At 60.6% G+C, this 17,542-nt stretch carries 16 protein-coding genes and 2 pseudogenes; 7 read left to right on the top strand and 11 right to left on the bottom strand.

Going from position 1 to position 17,542, the window contains the following annotated elements; all coding sequences use genetic code 11:
• Positions 1–12 precede the first annotated feature (12 nt).
• Positions 13–711 carry a glutathione binding-like protein gene (locus tag ACYZTM_RS25445; RefSeq protein WP_131059896.1) on the bottom strand — a complete coding sequence of 233 codons (699 nt, stop codon included), beginning with the start codon at positions 709–711 and terminating at the stop codon, positions 13–15.
• Between the two features lie 373 nt (positions 712–1,084).
• Here ACYZTM_RS25445 and ACYZTM_RS25440 point away from each other — a divergent pair, with 373 nt between their 5' ends.
• Complete coding sequence (locus ACYZTM_RS25440) at positions 1,085–1,759, top strand: histidine phosphatase family protein (RefSeq protein ID WP_131059895.1); 675 nt, start codon at positions 1,085–1,087, stop codon at positions 1,757–1,759.
• A gap of 145 nt (positions 1,760–1,904) precedes the next feature.
• Here the strand turns inward: ACYZTM_RS25440 and mnmH are convergent, their stop codons facing one another.
• Both mnmH and selD read right to left on the bottom strand, forming a co-directional pair.
• Complete coding sequence (gene mnmH / locus ACYZTM_RS25435) at positions 1,905–3,008, bottom strand: tRNA 2-selenouridine(34) synthase MnmH (RefSeq protein ID WP_461985283.1); 1,104 nt, start codon at positions 3,006–3,008, stop codon at positions 1,905–1,907.
• Entirely contained in the window at positions 3,008–4,042 is a 1,035-nt protein-coding gene (selD, locus tag ACYZTM_RS25430) for a selenide, water dikinase SelD (RefSeq protein ID WP_131059893.1), read from the bottom strand. Before selD ends, mnmH begins: the two co-directional genes overlap by 1 nt.
• A gap of 427 nt (positions 4,043–4,469) precedes the next feature.
• Between selD and ACYZTM_RS25425 the strand changes: the two genes are divergently transcribed.
• A complete protein-coding gene (locus tag ACYZTM_RS25425; protein ID WP_461985281.1) occupies positions 4,470–5,426 on the top strand; it encodes a nucleoside-specific channel-forming protein Tsx in 957 nt (318 codons plus the stop codon).
• 24 nt (positions 5,427–5,450) lie between these two features.
• The gene (locus ACYZTM_RS25420) at positions 5,451–6,473 is read left to right on the top strand and encodes a purine-nucleoside phosphorylase (protein ID WP_461985279.1); all 1,023 of its coding nucleotides are present in this window, start codon (positions 5,451–5,453) and stop codon (positions 6,471–6,473) included.
• Positions 6,474–6,596: 123 nt separating this feature from the next.
• On the opposite strand, the gene ACYZTM_RS25415 is transcribed toward ACYZTM_RS25420, so the two are convergent.
• The 3 genes and pseudogenes from ACYZTM_RS25415 to ACYZTM_RS25405 all read right to left on the bottom strand — a co-directional run bounded on the left by ACYZTM_RS25415 (position 6,597) and on the right by ACYZTM_RS25405 (position 8,770).
• Positions 6,597–7,553, bottom strand: a complete 957-nt coding sequence (locus ACYZTM_RS25415; protein ID WP_461985277.1) for a quinone oxidoreductase family protein — start codon at positions 7,551–7,553, stop codon at positions 6,597–6,599.
• Positions 7,554–7,583: 30 nt separating this feature from the next.
• Positions 7,584–7,748, bottom strand: a pseudogene (locus ACYZTM_RS25410) (DUF1427 family protein).
• A 236-nt stretch (positions 7,749–7,984) separates the two neighbouring features.
• A complete protein-coding gene (locus ACYZTM_RS25405; RefSeq protein ID WP_461985275.1) occupies positions 7,985–8,770 on the bottom strand; it encodes an AraC family transcriptional regulator in 786 nt (261 codons plus the stop codon).
• A gap of 145 nt (positions 8,771–8,915) precedes the next feature.
• Between ACYZTM_RS25405 and ACYZTM_RS25400 the strand changes: the two genes are divergently transcribed.
• Positions 8,916–9,143, top strand: a complete 228-nt coding sequence (locus tag ACYZTM_RS25400) for a DUF6555 family protein (protein ID WP_010458578.1) — start codon at positions 8,916–8,918, stop codon at positions 9,141–9,143.
• A gap of 67 nt (positions 9,144–9,210) precedes the next feature.
• Here ACYZTM_RS25400 and ACYZTM_RS25395 read toward each other — a convergent pair whose 3' ends face one another.
• The 3 genes from ACYZTM_RS25395 to ACYZTM_RS25385 all read right to left on the bottom strand — a co-directional run bounded on the left by ACYZTM_RS25395 (position 9,211) and on the right by ACYZTM_RS25385 (position 10,414).
• Positions 9,211–9,378, bottom strand: a complete 168-nt coding sequence (locus ACYZTM_RS25395) for a metallothionein (RefSeq protein WP_131059889.1) — start codon at positions 9,376–9,378, stop codon at positions 9,211–9,213.
• Between the two features lie 95 nt (positions 9,379–9,473).
• Entirely contained in the window at positions 9,474–9,929 is a 456-nt protein-coding gene (locus tag ACYZTM_RS25390) for a DMT family transporter (RefSeq protein WP_131059888.1), read from the bottom strand.
• Positions 9,929–10,414 carry a DMT family transporter gene (locus ACYZTM_RS25385; protein WP_131059887.1) on the bottom strand — a complete coding sequence of 162 codons (486 nt, stop codon included), beginning with the start codon at positions 10,412–10,414 and terminating at the stop codon, positions 9,929–9,931. Before ACYZTM_RS25385 ends, ACYZTM_RS25390 begins: the two co-directional genes overlap by 1 nt.
• 231 nt (positions 10,415–10,645) lie before the next feature.
• Here ACYZTM_RS25385 and ACYZTM_RS25380 point away from each other — a divergent pair, with 231 nt between their 5' ends.
• Positions 10,646–11,581 carry a LysR family transcriptional regulator gene (locus ACYZTM_RS25380; protein ID WP_461985272.1) on the top strand — a complete coding sequence of 312 codons (936 nt, stop codon included), beginning with the start codon at positions 10,646–10,648 and terminating at the stop codon, positions 11,579–11,581.
• A 160-nt stretch (positions 11,582–11,741) separates the two neighbouring features.
• Here ACYZTM_RS25380 and ACYZTM_RS25375 read toward each other — a convergent pair whose 3' ends face one another.
• Positions 11,742–13,424: a methyl-accepting chemotaxis protein gene (locus tag ACYZTM_RS25375; RefSeq protein ID WP_461985270.1), complete on the bottom strand. Its 1,683-nt coding sequence runs from the start codon at positions 13,422–13,424 to the stop codon at positions 11,742–11,744.
• A 225-nt stretch (positions 13,425–13,649) separates the two neighbouring features.
• Positions 13,650–14,966, bottom strand: coding sequence for a Na+/H+ antiporter family protein (locus tag ACYZTM_RS25370; protein ID WP_461989212.1), 1,317 nt, complete (start codon positions 14,964–14,966; stop codon positions 13,650–13,652).
• Between the two features lie 410 nt (positions 14,967–15,376).
• Between ACYZTM_RS25370 and ACYZTM_RS25365 the strand changes: the two are divergent.
• Positions 15,377–16,666 (top strand): annotated as a pseudogene (locus ACYZTM_RS25365) (methyl-accepting chemotaxis protein); the annotation flags it as partial.
• Between the two features lie 102 nt (positions 16,667–16,768).
• Complete coding sequence (locus tag ACYZTM_RS25360; protein WP_461989210.1) at positions 16,769–17,524, top strand: methyl-accepting chemotaxis protein; 756 nt, start codon at positions 16,769–16,771, stop codon at positions 17,522–17,524.
• Positions 17,525–17,542: the final 18 nt, after the last annotated feature.

The raw sequence follows: 17,542 nt of genomic DNA, 5'->3' as shown, positions 1-17,542 counted from the left end.
AGTCGAAGAGGTTTACTTGGGAATTTCCAGCCCGCGGATCACCGCCGGCCGCGCCAGAAAGCGCTCCAGCACACGAGTGACGTTGGGGAAATCCTTGATGCCCACCAGATCGCCAGCCTCATAGAAGCCGATCAGGTTGCGCACCCACGGGAACGTCGCAATGTCGGCGATGGTGTAGCGTTCGCCCATGATCCAGTCGCGCCCTTCCAGACGTCCATTCAGCACGTTCAGCAGGCGTTTGCTTTCGTCGACGTAACGATCACGCGGACGCTTGTCCTCGTAGTCCTTCCCGGCGAACTTGTTGAAGAAACCGAGCTGGCCAAACATCGGCCCGATGCCGCCCATCTGGAACATCAGCCACTGGATCGTCTCGTAACGCGCCGCCGATTCCTGCGCCAGTAACTGGCCGCTCTTGTCGGCGAGGTAAATCAGGATCGCCCCGGATTCGAACAACGGCAGCGGTTTGTCATCGGGACCGTGGGGGTCGAGGATCGCCGGGATCTTGTTGTTGGGGTTCAGCGACAGAAACTCGGGGGACATCTGATCGTTGGTGTCGAAGCCCACGCGATGGGGCTCGTAGGGCAGCCCGGTCTCTTCAAGCATGATCGAGACCTTGACGCCGTTGGGGGTCGGCATGGAGTACAGCTGGATCCACTCAGGGTATTGGGCTGGCCATTTTTGGGTGATCGGGAACGCAGACAGATCGGTCATCGCAAGCATCCATGGACAAGGAAGGGGGTTGAGCATAATCCAGGATGGCCGACCAAAGGTTGCGATCTTTTGGCGGTATCAATATTGCTGATGAGCAAGATCAAACGATTCCAGTCTATTGCCGGCGCCTCCCCGTGTACCGTGTCCATAAATCCGCAACATGCTGTCGATAACCTCTGCTCCAACCCATGCAAGGTTACCGGTACATTGCTGCGCACTCGCCGGGATCGAACCAAATGGGCTTCAGAGGACTCTGAGCTTTGCCCTTTCGGAAACGGACTGGCCCAACGACATGGAAAACACCCGATGCTGGGAGCTCGTGGTGTAAAGGTTTGTCAGCCTTAACCGAATGCGCTGAAGATCACCTATTCAAATGATGAACCTTTTGAAACTCGTCAATCACTTCAAGCAACGTGCGTATGTCGTCCTGCCCTCCCTGCTGGCGGCAAGCGCGTTGTTTTTGTCGCTTGAGTCCAGCGAAAGCCGCGCCCAACCGGCCGACGGCACCCAGACCCTGGTATTCCTGCGTCACGCGGAAAAACCCGAAGGCGGCCTGGGTCAGCTCAACTGCCAGGGCCTGAACCGCGCCATCGATCTGGCCACCTTGCTGCCGGAAAAATTCGGCAAGGCCAATTACGTATTTGCCGCCAACCCGACACGTAATGTCGAGGAAGGCGAACTGGACAATTCCTACAGTTACATCCGCCCCCTGATGACCATCAGCCCCAGCGCCATCAAGCTTGGTTTGCCGGTGAACATCAACTTTTCGGCCAACGACACCAGCGACCTGGCCGACGAATTGCTCCACGACAAGTATCACAACTCGGTCATCTACACGGCCTGGTCCCACGGTTACCTGCCCGAGCTGATCAACAAGGTCGCGGGAGACGCTGTCGGCAAGAAACAGAAGATTACTGAAGACTGGGAATCGAGCGACTACGACTCACTGTTTGTGCTCACGCTGACCTGGCATAACGGCAAGGCGAGTCTGGTGAGCCACAGTTACAAGCAAGGTTTGGATAATGGGCGGGAGACTTGTCCGACGTAAGCTGAGGTCGTGTAGGGGCTTCGCGTCTATAGCGCTTTTGAGGGCCTCTTCGCGAGCAAGCCCGCTCCCACATTGGATCTGTGTCGCACTGAAGATCTAATGTGGGAGCGGGCTTGCTCGCGAAGGGGTCGGCAAAACCAACACATTACTGTCGGTCGATCTGCCGCTCGCGCAGGTACTCAAGAACCGCACCCTTCTCGCCGGCAAACTCAATCCGAGCCCCCTTCTTCTCCCTCTGAAACGCATACATCGGATCGTAATACTCACGCAGCAACCCTTCGATCCAACCCCGGTGCACATCCACCGCCCCGCTGCTCGCCTGCTCCGCCAGCGCGTCCTCCATCAGGATCAACATTCGCCGGTGCCGTTCACCGCCCAGACGCTTCTGCACGTTGTTCAGGCTCTCCAGCAAACGCTCGGAAAACAGCGCAAAGCCCTCATCGCCGTGCACGCCGATGAATTCGGCACACAGGTCCACGACGTAATCACGCAAGATCCGTTCGACCCGCCCTTCCAGGCTGTCTTCCAACCAGACCATCGGAAACTGCTGCATGCCCTGAAACAGCGGCAACGGCAACGCGCAACTGCCGATCGCGCGGCTCTCGTCTTCCAGCACAAACTGCTCGATGCCGTGGGCGCGTTTCTTCAGCACGTCCACCGCCAAACGGTTTTCAAAGTCGATATTGGAAGGTTGGCCAGTGGCGCGTTTGCCGAAGCTGGAACCGCGGTGATTGGCGTGACCTTCGAGGTCCAGCCCGTTGCGCAGCTGCGTGAGCACCTCGGTCTTGCCGGTGCCGGTCATGCCGCCCAGCAACACGAAATCGCACTGGGCAACGGCCTGATCGACCGTGTCCAGCAAGAAGCTGCGCATGGCCTTGTAGCCGCCACCGACGCGTGGGTAGTCAATGCCGGCATCGTCCTTGAGCCACTGCTGGACGATCTGCGAACGCAAGCCACCGCGAAAACAATACAAATAACCCTCGGGATGCGCCCGGGCAAAATCGGCCCAGGCCTGGATGCGTTCGGCCTTGATCTGGCCGGAGACCAATTGATGCCCCAGCGTAATTGCCGCTTGCTGGCCGTGTTGCTTGTAGCAGGTGCCGATCCGTTGCCGCTCGTGGTCATTCATCAGCGGCAGATTGACCACACCGGGGAAAGCCCCTTTGTGGAATTCGACCGGCGCGCGGGCATCCATCAGCGGCCGGTCGTTGAGAAAGATGTCGCGGTAATCGGCGAAGTCGATTGACATCAAAACACCTCGACCGCGTTGGTCTGTCGCTCGACCAGTTCGCCGATTGGCTCAAGGGCCAGGCCCAGTTCGGCGGCCACCTTGAGGAACTGCTCGTTGCCTTCGGGCGTGACCGCAACCAGCAGGCCACCACTGGTTTGCGGATCACACAGCACCCGTTTATGCAGTTCCTGCACGCGCCCGACCTTGCTGGCGTAGCTGTCGAAATTGCGCAAGGTGCCACCCGGCACGCAGCCCTGATCGAGGTAGTACTCGACGCCCGGCAGACGCGGCACACGGTTGTATTCGATCCGCGCGGTCACGTTGCTGCCATCGGCCATTTCCACCAGGTGCCCCAAAAGGCCGAAGCCGGTGACGTCGGTCATCGCCGTCACGCCGTCGAGCTTGCCGAAACGGCTGCCGGGTTTGTTCAGGGTGCACATCCAGTCGCGGGCCAGGCCGATATCGGCCGTGCGCAACTTGCCCTTCTTCTCGGCGGTGGTGAGGATGCCGATGCCCAGCGGTTTGGTGAGGTAAAGCAGGCAACCAGCGGTGGCGGTGTCGTTGCGCTTCATGTGGCGTTTTTCCACCAGCCCGGTCACCGCCAGGCCGAAGATTGGCTCCGGCGCGTCGATAGAATGCCCACCGGCCAACGGAATGCCCGCCTCGTCACACACCGAGCGGCCGCCGCGAATCACTTCCCGGGCGATCTCCGGCGCCAGCACATTCACCGGCCAGCCGAGGATCGCAATCGCCATCAACGGATCGCCGCCCATGGCATAGATATCGCTGATCGCATTGGTGGCGGCGATGCGACCGAAATCGAACGGGTCGTCGACGATTGGCATAAAGAAGTCGGTGGTCGAGACCACCCCGCGTTCTTCGTCGATCGCGTACACCGCCGCGTCATCGCGCGAGGCATTGCCGACCCAGAGTTTGGGGTCGAGGTTCTGCGCACCGCTGCCGGCCAGAATCACTTCCAGCACCTGGGGCGAAATCTTGCAGCCGCATCCGGCGCCGTGGCTGTATTGGGTCAGACGAATCGGCTCACTCATGGGGGAATAACCTCGTGAAGACAATGGGGGCGAGTCTAGCATTGGCGACCATGGTAAGGCGCAACGCACACCCTGTAGCAGCTGCCGAGCAGCGCGTTGTGGCGAGGGGATTTATCCCCGTTCGGCTGCGAAGCAGTCGCGAAATCAAGCAACGCGGCGTATCAGATAGACCGTGCATTCAGGTTTTACGACTGCTTCGCAGCCGAACGGAGATAAATCCCCTCGCACAAGGCAGCTACAGAAAGCGTCAGCCGCTTACCTGGCCGAAACGACAATAAAAACCCGGATTTTGTCGATTTTTCATGGAATTGAAATAATTGGTACGCGATGTGCAAACGTTTGCGAGTCGCCAATACCGACGTTTTCGCGACATAACCGCGCAAGCCCGAAGAACCGGGCTTTTGATCCGCACGAAAAGGGACTTTTAATGCACCGCACGTCCAGCCGCGTGACTTGCTCGCGCACTGTTGCTGTTTCCTTGCTGCTGGCCAGCGTTACAGGACTACTCAGCAGCACCGTTTTGGCGCAATCCACCCCCGCCGAAGAATCCGCCCAAGGCGAAACCCTCAGCCCCGAAGCCAGCCCGCCGAAAAAAGGTGCGTACCTGTCGGACTGGTTCAACCAGGACCTCACCGTCATCGGCAGCAAAGACATCAGTTTCGGCCCGCAACCGGCCGACGATATTTACCTGGAGTACGAGTACTTCGGGCGCAAGGGGCCGTTCGAGTTGTATGGCTACATCGACATTCCGAAGATCTTCGACATCGGCAACAGTCATGACAAAGGCGTGTGGGACCACGGCTCGCCGGTGTTCATGGAGCACGAACCACGGATCTCCATCGACTACCTGACCGGCCGCAGCCTGGCCATCGGACCGTTCAAAGAATGGTACGTGGCGTTCGACTGGATCTACGACCACGGCAGCAACAGCGCCAACCGCGCCAATACGCTGTACAGCGGCCTGGGCACCGACATCGACACCCACTCGCGAGTCAACTTGTCGGCGAACTTCTACGGGCGTTATCAGTGGGAAAACTATGGCGCCAGCAATGAGTATTCGTGGGACGGCTACCGCACCCAACTCAAATACATCGTACCCATCAGCAGCTTCAGCAACGGTGCGTCACTGACGTACATCGGCTTCACCAACTTCGATTTCGGCTCGGACCTGCACAAGGACAATCCGGCCCGCACCGCCAACGCCACCGTCGCCACCAACGTCTTGCTGTACTCGTTCACCCATTTGCGCTTCACCCTGGTCGGCCGTTACTTCCACAACGGCGGCAACTGGGACGATGGCAGCGAGTTGAATTTCGGCGACGGCGACTTCCGTGCTCGCTCCAATGGCTGGGGTTACTACGCCGGCATCGGTTATCAGTTCTGAGGCTTGATTGAACCTGGAGGTTTTATGAATGCAATGACGCGTATTTCCCTGACCTGTTTCGCCCTGCTCTCTTCCACTGCCTGGGCGAGTGAAGCGCCGATCCAGCCGAAAGTGATGCTGATCACCATGTTTGCCCCCGAGGCGCAAAACTGGATCGATCGCCTGGAACTCAAGCAGGAAGTTCGAGTGCCGGGCCTGTCCGCCGAGTACCCGGCCATTCGCTGCAACACGGCGCAGGTGTGCCTGATGGTCACTGGCATGGGCCAGACCAACGCCGCTGCTTCGACACTGGCCCTGGCCCTGTCGCCAAAATTCGACCTGCGTAAAAGCTATTTCCTGATCGCCGGGATCGCCGGCATCAGTCCGAAACACGGGACCATCGGCACCGCCGCGTGGGCGCATTACCTGGTGGAGTTCGGCACCCAGTGGGAACTGGATTCGCGAGACGCGCCGAAAGACTGGCCGACCGGGTACATCGGCATCAACACCAAAGGCCCGAACGAAAAACCGCCGCTGGACTACAAAACTGAAGTCTTCGAGCTCAATCCGAAGTTGCAGGCCAAGGCTTTTGCCCTGACTCGCAACGTCGAGTTGAGCGAAAGCAACGAATCTGCGGCGTGGCGCATGAAGTACCCATCCGCCCCGGCCAATCAGCCCCCGGTGGTGACCCAGTGCGATACGCTGGCGGGCAACACCTGGTTTTCCGGGACGCGATTAAGTGAGCGTGCGGAGGTCTGGACCAAACTCCTGACCGACAACAAAGGCGAGTACTGCACGACGCAACAGGAAGACAACTCCACCTACGAAGCGCTGCTGCGGGCGAGTCGTGAGGGGTTGGTGGATGTGCAGCGTCTGGCGGTGGTGCGCGCGGGCTCCGATTTTGATCGACCGGCACCGGGCCAGAGCGAAGTGGATAACCTGCTCAAATATGCGGATCAGGGCGGGTTTGTGCCGGCGCTGGAGAACCTGTACCGGACGGGGAATCCGTTGGTGCAGGAGATTTTGATGAACTGGTCGACGTGGGAGAACGGTGTTCCCGAGGCTTGAGTCCGGCATGAAAACGCCTTCGCGGGCAAGCCTCGCTCCTACAGGGCTTGCGTGATCCCGTAGGAGCGAGGCTGCGTTCCGACTTGCCCGCGAAGAGGCCAGAACATCCACCATCAATGCCGGTTACGGCAACAAAATCACCTTGTCGCCCGCCCCCTGATTCACCTCGGCATACCGCTCCAACCCCTCCTCCAACGGCGATTCAAACAACCCTTCCGGCAACGGCAACAACCCTTGATCAAAGAACTTGCCAAACTGATCAAGCATCGCCGCACACGCTTGTACGCCGTACAACAACGAATTGATCCCCACCACCGAGCCACCCTTGCGATACAACGCCAGTGCCGGCAATTGCACCATGCCGTCTACCGGTGCAGCGATGATCGCGATGCGACCAAACGTTGCCAGCGCCGGGACAGAGGCCGGCAGCCAGAAGCCGGTGGTGTCGAAGATCACGTCGGCGCCGCCGGCATACACGGCATTCACCTGCGCACTCAGGTCTTCCGGTTTATCCAGTTGCAGCGTCTGATAACCCTGCGCCTGCAAATCCTTGACCTGCTCGGGCCGTCGCGCCGCCGCCAGTACTTGAGCGCCACGCACATTGGCCAACGCCAACGCGGCACTGCCCACCGCCCCGCCGCCGATCACTAACAGCCGCGTTCCGACCGTCACAAGGCTGCGCTCCAACGCATCCCATGCCGTGGTGTATGGCACGCCGAGGCTGGCGGCCTGGGCGAAGCTCAGATGGGTGGGTTTGAGCGCCACGCCATTGGCCGGCAGTTTGACGAATTGCGCATGGGAGCCATCGGCAAAGAAACCCAATTCACGACCGGTGCCCCAGACCTCCTCACCGATCAGCGCCTGCGGCCCTTCAACGACCACACCGGCAAAATCCCGACCGGGAATCCGCGGCAAGGTGGTGTAGGGAAAACGCCCCAGCACGTTCTTCACATCGCTGGGATTGAGTCCGGCCGCCTTGATCTGGACCAGCACTTCATCGGCGCCGGGAACGGGGGTCGGAACATCGACATAGCGCAAGGCCGAAAGGTCGCCGGTCTTGTCGAATTGTAGTGCTTTCATGGGAGTGTCCATTGCATAAAGGAAAGGGTTTCAGGAGGCCCAGCCAGCCACCAGTTGCCGGCCCATGGGCCACAACTTTTCGCCGACGAGCATGCCCAGCAAGCCCACCAGGGCAATGGCCGGTGGGGCGGGAGAACGAAAATCCTAGAGCAGGCCGACGCCCAGACCGATGACCAGCGAGATGAGGTAGCTCATGGCAGACTCCGTGGGCAAATAAGGTATGCCCGAAGTCTAAAGCGAGGTAACGGCGGGCATCGGCCAAGTGCTTCTGAAATTCGGCCAAAGCGCGGCGGGTCCACAGTTGGCAGAGCTCTGTAGGAGTGAGCCTGCTCGCGATAGCGGTGTATCAGGCAATACAAATGTCGACTGACACTCCGCTATCGCGAGCAGGCTCACTCCTACAGGGATTCGCCAGCGGCTACAGGTTTGCGTTATGGCTGGACGTGACGTTGGCTTGTCGAAAACTGCGAAGGCGCGACACCCAGTTCCCGGCGGAACATGTCGCTGAAGCTGCTCGGCGAATAGCCCAGTTCCCGGGCAATCGTGCTGACCGGCACACCCTGAATCAACTCTGCCGCCGCGGTTGCCAGTTGCACCTGCCGCCGCCATTCGGCGAAGCCCATGCCCAAGCCGTCCTTGAACAGCCGCGCCAGGGTGCGCACGCTGGCACCGGCGTTTTCCGCGTGTTGCTCGAAGGGAATGTCCAGCGAGGGCGCGGCCATGACCGCCTGACACAGGTTCATCAGGCGCCGGTCGGAATTATCCGGTAACGGGATTTTCAACAGCGAACGCCGGGCGCGCCTAAGCTCCAACAACGCCAGGCCGACCAGCGCGTCGTAGTACTCGGGCGCGCCATCGTCGCCCTGCTTCACCAGCCCGACGATCAGCTCACGAAGCAGCCCGCCGACTTCGATCACCTGAACATTGTCATCCAGCGTGGCCGCCAACGAGGGCCGCAGGTAGATGTTGCGCATCTGCAGGTCCGAGACCACACGAATGCCGTGCGGCACACCCGGCGGTAGCCACACCGCCCGTTGCGGCGGCACCACCAGCGCCTCATGGGGCGTTTCGACCCACATGACCCCGCTCATTGCGTACAGCAGTTGGCCCCAGACATGTTCGTGCGGCTCGACGTACATGCCGCGCGGGTACGTGCGCGCCAGTGGTTGCACGGGCACATCGGTGTCACTGAGGTCTGGAGGCGCTGCAAGGGCCATGGGCAATGATCATTGGGGTTTTCAAGTATTGCATGGTAACGGCGCACCGGCCTTGTCGCCACTGGCGGCAGCCGTCTGACAATCCGAATGAATTTTCCGTAACCGCGACGATCCTTGTATTACCACAGGGAGGAATACGGGCTTTATGAACAACGCAAAACTTTTCGTCATTGAATACACCCTTCATGGCGCGCCAAAGTCTTTCATTATCCGCCTGGACAAAATGGACAACGCGGAGGCTTGGCACTGGGCCAGTTGTGACGCGGGGGTCGGACGAATCCCCCGCTTTGGCCGAGAGAAGGTGCAAAAAACCAGCAAGCCGCTGGCGGAGAAATTCGGCATCGAAAACGTGACCTGGCGGCCGGCGGGATAAGGATCTACGGGGCGAAAAACCAGACATTAAAAGTGGAGCCCGAGTGGCTCCACTTTATGTTGATGAGCTATTTGGTATGGGCGCACTTGCAGCCCTTGGTCGCACACTCTTCGCCATGTTCGTGGTGCTTGGCGCACGCTTCGCAGCAATAGTGCTTGCTGTGACGCGCTATCGGATGTTCGCCCAGTTTGCAGGAGCATTTGGGGCAGTCGCATTTACTTTCACTGTCGATCATGAGCCTGACTCCATTGGTGTGGTCGTCGCGTGCGACAAAATTCGCACCTCACTCACCAGTGTAGGAGCCCTTGTAGCAGCTGTTACAGGGACTCGTCAGTCGCTTCGGGTGCTGCTGCGATACATGAACAGCAACGCCAGCGCCAGGCACACCATCGCCAGCATCCGGCTGCTCGACAACTCGATGGCCGGGTTACCCAGCCAGCCGAAGTTGTCGATCAACATCCCCATCCCCAACTGCCCGACGATCACTGCCACGGTCGCCACCGCCGTGCCGACCCGCGGCACCGCGCCGACCATGACCATCATGTAGACCACGCCAAACAAGGCGCCGCTGAGCTGCCATTTCGGCACATCCAGCAGGCTCACGGCATAGGCCGGTTCGAAAAACAGGATCAACAACCCGGTGACCACCGCGCCCACCGCAAAGGTCAGCAAACTGCTGCGCAACACGCCGACGGTTTCCCCCAGACGCCCATTGATCGCCGCCTGGACACTCAACACCGCGCCGGCAGCCACCACCGCGGCCAACAAAATAATCAGATTCATCATCAACCCCGAGCGATCAGAACAAGTGCCGCGACAATCAGCAGCAACGCCAGCCAACGCTCTCCGTTGACCTTTTTGCGAGTAGCGCCGAACCAGCCGAAGTGGTCGATCAACACGCTTTTGCCGACCTGCCCGGAGAGGATCGCGATCATCGTCATCGCGATCCCGATGTGCGGCGTGGCCAGGGTCAGCACCACCACGTAGATCGGCCCGAGGAAACCGCCGATCAATTGCCAGCGCGGCAGCGTGTTCAACGCCGGACCTTGTTGCCTGCCGCTGAACAACAGCAGCAAAAACAGAATCGCCGAGCCGACGCCGAAGATGCTCAACGTCGCCCACAAATGCCCGACCTGAACCCCGAGCGGCCCGAGCAAACCGGCCTCCACCGAAAGGCCCATGCCGGCGAGAATCACCAGTGGCAGCAGCAACAGCCGCAGCCCCGGTTTGGTCGCTGGCGCTGCAGCGATGTCGATTGAAGAAGATTGCATAAGGAAAACCTGCCAGTCATCTGATGAGAATCACGCCCTCCTGTAGGAGCGAAGCTTGCTCGCGAAGGCGTCGTATCAGGCGACATCTTCAGCGCCTGATACGACGCCTTCGCGAGCAAGCTTCGCTCCTACAGGGGACGGTGGTGGCGCGCATTATCGGCTGGCGATCCTTTGCGATAAATGGGAGCATCCGGACAACACTTTTGCGCAACTCGCACAGCAGGATGGATCATGCACGGCCTCAACGAACTGGGATTCAAGGCACTTCGGCTGTTTGTCGCGGTGCTCGACCATGGCAGTTTTTCCGAAGTCGCCCGCCGCGAAGGCTTGGCGCCCTCTTCGATTTCCCGGCAAATCCAGTTGATGGAACAGGCCCTGAACCAGCAATTGCTCTACCGCCACACCCGCGCCGTCACGCCCACCGAAGCGGGACGCATGCTCGGCCATCACGCGCGGCGGGTGCTGGTGCAACTGGAGGAAGCCGAACAGGCCTTGCAGGAACAGCAAAGCGAACCCAGCGGGCTGGTGCGGATCAACGCGCCGGTGGTCTTCGGGCAACGTCATCTGACGCCGTGGCTTGGGCAGTTGTGCGAGCGCTATCCGAAACTGCAACTGGATATCCAGCAAACCGACAGCTACGTCGACCCGTTGCAGGAAGGCGCCGACTTGCTGTTTCGCATCGGCCCGCTGCACGATTCGAGCATGCAGGCGCGGATCCTGGCGCCGCACCGGTTTCAAGTCGCCGCCAGCCCGGACTACCTCGAACGCCATGGCACACCGCAACATCCCAAAGAGTTGGCGGCGCATCAATGCCTGGCCTACAAAGGCGTGGCCGGGCAGCAGCGCTGGTTTTTCCGCAAGGACCAGCAAGACTGGACGCCCTGTTCAGTTAAAGGGCCGATCACCGGCAACCACGCAGACACACTCACTCAAGCGGCCGAACAAGGCCTGGGGCTGGTGATGTTTCCGTCGTGGCTGATTGGTGAGGCGGTGCGCAACGGCACGCTGGTGCCGGTGCTTGGCGACTATCAGGTGTCCAACAGCCTTGAGCCGCAACAGATTGCGGTGCTGTGGCCGGGTAGCCGACGGTTGTCGGTGAAGGTGCGGACGGTGATTGATTTCTTCGTCGAATGCTTTGGCACGGTGCCTTACTGGGACAGACCCTGACAACACATACCCCTGTGGGAGCGAACCTGCTCGCGAAAGCGATGGTCAGACCGCGAAGTTGTATACGAATTGCTTCCTGTAGGAGCCAGGCTTGCCGGCGAAGGCGGCCTCAAGAACGCCTTCGCCGGCAAGCCTGGCTCCTACAGTTAGTCGATGACCATCAGATACGGAACTGTCCGACCAGTTTGCCCAGGCGCTGACCGAGGTCGGCGAGGCTGCGTGAGGTTTGGGCGCCGAGTTGGGTTTCGTCGGCGACGTTGTCCACCGCCACGGCAATCTGATGCACGCTGCGGTTGATCTCTTCGGCCACGGCAGTCTGCTCTTCCGCCGCGCTGGCGATTTGCGCGTTCATCGAGTTGATGGTGCCGATCAACTGGGCCATGGTGTCCAGCGATGCACCGGCCTCATTGGCCTGGGCCGACGTGCCATCGCCCGCCTCGCTGGAACGACGCATCGCTTCCACCGCCGATTGGGTCCCGGCCTGCAAGCGGTCGATCATGCCCTGGATTTCCTGAGTACTGATCTGCGTGCGACTGGCCAGCGCCCGCACCTCGTCAGCCACCACCGCAAAACCGCGACCCGCTTCACCGGCGCGCGCGGCTTCAATGGCGGCGTTCAGCGCCAACAGGTTCGTCTGTTCGGCAATCGAACGGATCACCCCCAGCACGCTGACAATCGACGACACGTCTTTTTGCAGGCTGTCGAGGGACACGCCGCTGCTGCGAATGTCGTCCACCAACGCATGAATCTTCACGATGCTGCCGGCCACCACACGCTTGGCGGCCTGGCCTTCTTCGTCGGTTTGCTGGGCAGCCACCGCCGCGTTTTGTGCGCTTTTCGCCACTTCCTGGGCCGCCGCCGACATTTCGTTGATCGCCGTGGCGACCTGATCGGTCTCGTGACGCTGACGCTCCATGGCCTGATCCGAGCGCTGGGCCTGATCGGAAACCTGATTCACCAGGCCGGTCAGTTGCGAGGTCATTTCAGTGATTTGACCCACCAGGCTGTGGATCTTGTCGACGAAGCGGTTGAACGAGCCGGCCAGTTCGCCGAGTTCGTCCTGGCTGGTGATGGTCAGACGACGGGTCAGGTCGCCCTCGCCCGCCGCGATGTCATCGAGGTTGGCTTTCATCAGATTCAGCGGACGCAGAATGGTATTGGCCAGCAACTGCCCGACCGCCGCGATCACCAGCAACATGACCACCGCGAGGCCGGCGATGGTCAGCACCACGCCTTCCATCCGCTCCTGCACCTTGGCCTCGACCAGCGCGACTTGCGCTTCGATACCGTCGAGGTTCACCGACGTACCGACCGCCATGTCCCACTTCGACAAGTATTCGGTGTAGCCCAGTTTTGGCACCAGCACTTGGGTGTTGCCGGGCAGTGGCGAGCTGTATTGCAGGTAGTGAGTGCCGTCTTTGGCGACTTTGACCAGGTCGCGGTTGACGTAGACGCCGTTCGGGTCACGGTTGTCCTTGAAGCTTTGGCCCACGCCTTCCGGGCTGTTGGCCTTGAACAGGCGCACGGTGTTGGAGTCGTAGCCGAAGAAGTAGCCGTCCTTGCCGTAGGTGATGCTCGACAGCAGCTTGATCACCTGCGCCCGCGCCGCGTCATCGCCAGGGGCGGCCGCTTCGTAGAGCGGTTTGATCGTGGTCATAGCCACGGCGACGTAACTTTGCAGGGTGGCCTTGGCATCACTGAGCAGGCGCTGGCGGGTTTCCTCGACTTCCTTGCGGGCCTGCTCCTGCAGAATGAACAGCGTGGTCAGGCTGATGACCAGCGCAAAGAGCAACACCGGGAGGACGGCAAGGGACAGGACTTTAGCCTTCAGGCTCATGCGCATGACGGTTCACTCTTTTGATTTTGTTGGCGTGGTTAATGGCTTTAACGGCACGCCGGATCAAAAGTTGAATCCTGGGGCACTACAATCCCCCTGTGGGAGCGGGCCTTTGTGGTGAGGGGATTTATCCCCGTTGGGCTGCGAAGCAGTCCCCATTTTTGGGGCCGCTTCGCGACCCAACGGGGATAAATCCCCTCGCCACAGGTCGCTCCCACAGGGGATAGGGGGTTACAGGACCATCGCCGCGACCCAGCCGAACGCCAGCAGCGGCAGGTTGTAGTGCAGGAAGGTCGGGACCACGGTGTCCCAGATGTGGTGATGCTGGCCGTCGATGTTCAGGCCGGAGGTCGGCCCCAGCGTCGAATCCGAGGCCGGCGAACCGGCGTCACCCAGGGCGCCAGCCGTGCCGACGATGCACACGATTGCGATCGGGCTGAAACCCAGCTGAACGCACAACGGCACGAAAATCGCCGCCAGGATCGGCACGGTGGAAAACGACGAGCCGATGCCCATGGTCACCAGCAGGCCGACCAGCAACATCAACAGCGCGCCGATACCTTTGCTGTGGCCGATCCACGACGCCGACGCTTCCACCAGCGTTTGCACCTGACCGGTGGCTTTCATCACTTCGGCGAAACCCGAGGCGGCGATCATGATGAAGCCGATCATCGCCATCATCTTCATGCCTTCGGTGAACAGGTCGTCGGTGTCGCGCCACTTCACAATGCCCGACACCGAGAAGATCAGGAAACCCGCCAGCGCGCCAATGATCATCGAGTCCAGCAACAGCTGAATGATGAACGCCGCCGCGATGGCCACACCGGCGACCATCAGGCTCAGCGGGTTGTACTCCACCGCGACTTGCTCGACTTTTTCGATTTTGTCCAGGTCGTAGACGCGTTTCTTGCGGTAGCTGATAAATGCTGCCGCGAGGCCGACGACCATGCCCAGTGCCGGAATGCCCATGGCATGGGTGACGTTGATGCCACTGATATCCACGCCGCTGCGGGCAACGTTGGCCAGCAGGATTTCATTTAGGAATATGTTGCCGAAGCCCACCGGCAGGAACATGTACGGCGTGATCAGACCGAACGTCATGACGCAGGCGATCAAGCGGCGATCCAGTTGCAGTTTGGTCAGCACATATAAAAGCGGCGGCACCAACAGCGGAATAAAGGCGATATGTATCGGCAGGAGGTTCTGCGAAGCGATGGCCACCACCCAGAGCAAACCGATCAGCAGCCACTTGACCTGACGGCCACCGCTGGCGTGTTGGCGATCAACCATCAGCAGGGCTTTGTCCGCCAGGGCATGGGCCAGGCCGGACTTGGCAATCGCCACGGCGAACGCGCCGAGCAAGGCGTAAGACAATGCGACCGTCGCACCGCCACCGAGGCCGCTGTTGAAGGCTTTAAGGGTGGCGTCGATGCCCAGGCCACCGGTCAAACCGCCGACCAGGGCGCCGACAATCAGCGCGATCACTACGTGCACGCGGGACAGGCTGAGGACCAGCATGACGCCGACCGCGGCAATTACAGCATTAATCATCGTTACCTCAAGGCAAGCGAAATGAGCTCAGCCGGCAGTCTGCGAAGAGCCGCCAGCGGAGTGGAGATTGGGTTTTATTAGAGGGCGCGCACTGTGCCGCAGAGTTGGCCCGGTGTCAAAGCGCATGGGCCAACCGATTCTTGACGGACCATCAGATCCCTGTGGCGAGGGGATTTAGCGAAACGTCGCACCGCCCCGTTGGGTCGCGAAGCGGCCCCCTGCATTCCGTCAGCCACACCGAGTTGTCAGGTTTGGCGACTGCTTCGCAGCCGAACGGGGATAAATCCCCTCGCCACAAAGGCAGCCGATCAACGGAGTTCATAATTCAGGAACCGCCATAAAGAAAGCCAATTCGCAGCCGTTACAGTGCAAAGTCTCAGATAAATATCGAATAAGGACGTCTCTCCATGTCGCTCAGACAACTTTCCATCCAATGGAAAATTACCCTGCTGGCCGGGCTGTGCCTGGCGGGCATTGTGACCCTGCTGGTGGGTCTTTCGCTGTATCGCATGGAGCACAGCTCCGAGATGGTGAAAGCCTCGAGCATGGAGATGCTGACCGAAGCCGCTCAGGCCCGGATCGAATCCCAGGGTGAAAACCAGGCGCTGGTGATTCGCCAGCAGTTCATGGACGCCTATCAATATGGCCACGGCTTTTCGCGTCAGGTGCTGTTCCTGCGCGAGCAGGCGGAAAAGCGCTTTCTGGATGCCTTCGACCTGCGCGAAGACCTGACCCGTCAGGTCAAGTCGGTGCTGCAAGCCAACCCGGAATTGCTCGGCCTGTCGCTGGTGTTCGAAGCCAACGCGCTGGACGGCAAGGACGATCTGTTCGCCGGTCAGGCCGAGCTGGGCAGCAACGACAAGGGCCGTTTTGCCCTGTACTGGTCGCAACCTGTGCCTGGTAAAGTGACCTCCATGGCGCTGCCGGAAAGCGACATGGCCGACACCAACGCCGGCCCCAGCGGCGAGCCGGCCAACGCCTGGTTCACCTGCCCGCGCACCACACTCAAGCCGTGCGTGATCGAACCGTACTTCTATGTGATCGATGGCCAGAACGTGCTGATGACCAGCATCGTGTTCCCGCTGATGGTCAACGGCAAAGTCATCGCCTCGCTGTCGGTAGACATCAACCTCAACAGCCTGCAGGCCATGAGTCAGGGGGCGAGCAAAAAGCTCTATGACGGCCAGACCAGCGTCAGCATCATCAGCCCGGTCGGCTTGCTGGCCGGTTACAGCCGGGATGCCAACAAACTCAGCCAGCGCCTGGACGCCGTGGACAAGACCAACGGTGCCGAGCTGATTCGCATGCTCGCGGCCAGCAGCAAAACCGAAAGCCTGCACAGCAATCAGCAACTGAAAGTGCTGTCACCGTTCCAGCCGATTCCTGGGGGAAAATCCTGGGGCGTGTTGCTCGACGTGCCGGAAAAAGTCCTGGTCGGCCCTGCCGAAGCCCTGAAAAACCAACTCGATGACAGCAACCGGTCCGGCACCCTGGTTGAACTCGGCCTCGGCGTGTTGGCGGCATTGATCGGCTTGCTGCTGGTGTGGCTGATGGCGCGCAGCGTGACCAAACCGATCCTCGGCGTGGCGCACATGCTCGAAGACATCGCCAGCGGCGAAGGCGACTTGACCCGGCGCCTGGCTTACGACAAGCAGGACGAACTGGGCCAGTTGGCCGGCTGGTTCAACCGTTTCCTCGACAAGCTGCAACCGATCATCGCCGAAGTGAAACGCTCAGTGCAGGACGCCCGCAGCACGGCGGACCAATCCTCCGCCATTGCCACGCAGACCAGCGCCGGCATGGAGCAGCAATACCGTCAGGTCGATCAGGTCGCCACCGCGTCCCACGAAATGAGCGCCACCGCTCAGGACGTCGCCCGCAGTGCGGCGCAAGCCGCCCAGGCCGCGAAGGATGCCGATCAAGCGACTCGCCGGGGCCTGACCGTCATCGACCAGACCACCACCAGCATCGACAACCTCGCCGCCGACATGAGCGCAGCCATGGTGCAAGTGGAAGGCCTGGCGGCCAACAGCGAGAAAATCGGTTCGGTGCTGGAAGTGATTCGCGCCATCGCCGAGCAGACCAACCTGCTGGCACTCAACGCCGCCATCGAAGCGGCCCGCGCCGGTGAGGCCGGACGTGGCTTTGCGGTGGTCGCCGATGAGGTGCGCAATCTGGCGCGACGCACGCAGGAATCGGTGGAAGAAACCCGTCGGGTAATCGAGCAGTTGCAGAGCGGGACACAGGAGGTGGTCGGTTCGATGAACAACAGCCATCGCCAGGCTCAAGGTAGTGTCGAGCAGGTTGGCCAGGCGGTGACGGCGCTGCGCCAGATTGGCGAGGCGGTGACGGTGATCAGCGACATGAACCTGCAGATTGCGTCTGCTGCCGAAGAGCAGAGTGCGGTGGCCGAGGAGATCAACAGCAACGTGGCGACGATTCGGGATGTGACGGAGTCGCTGTCAGGGCAGGCGAATGAGTCGGCGCGGGTGAGTCAGTCGCTCAATAGCCTGGCGAATCAGCAGCAGAGCTTGATGGATCAGTTCCGTGTTTGACCCGGGATTGAACATCCA

The organism is Pseudomonas sp. MDT2-39-1, from assembly GCF_054898085.1.
The sequence above is the reverse complement of the archived record's forward strand: the minus strand, read 5'-3'. Positions and strand labels throughout refer to the sequence as shown.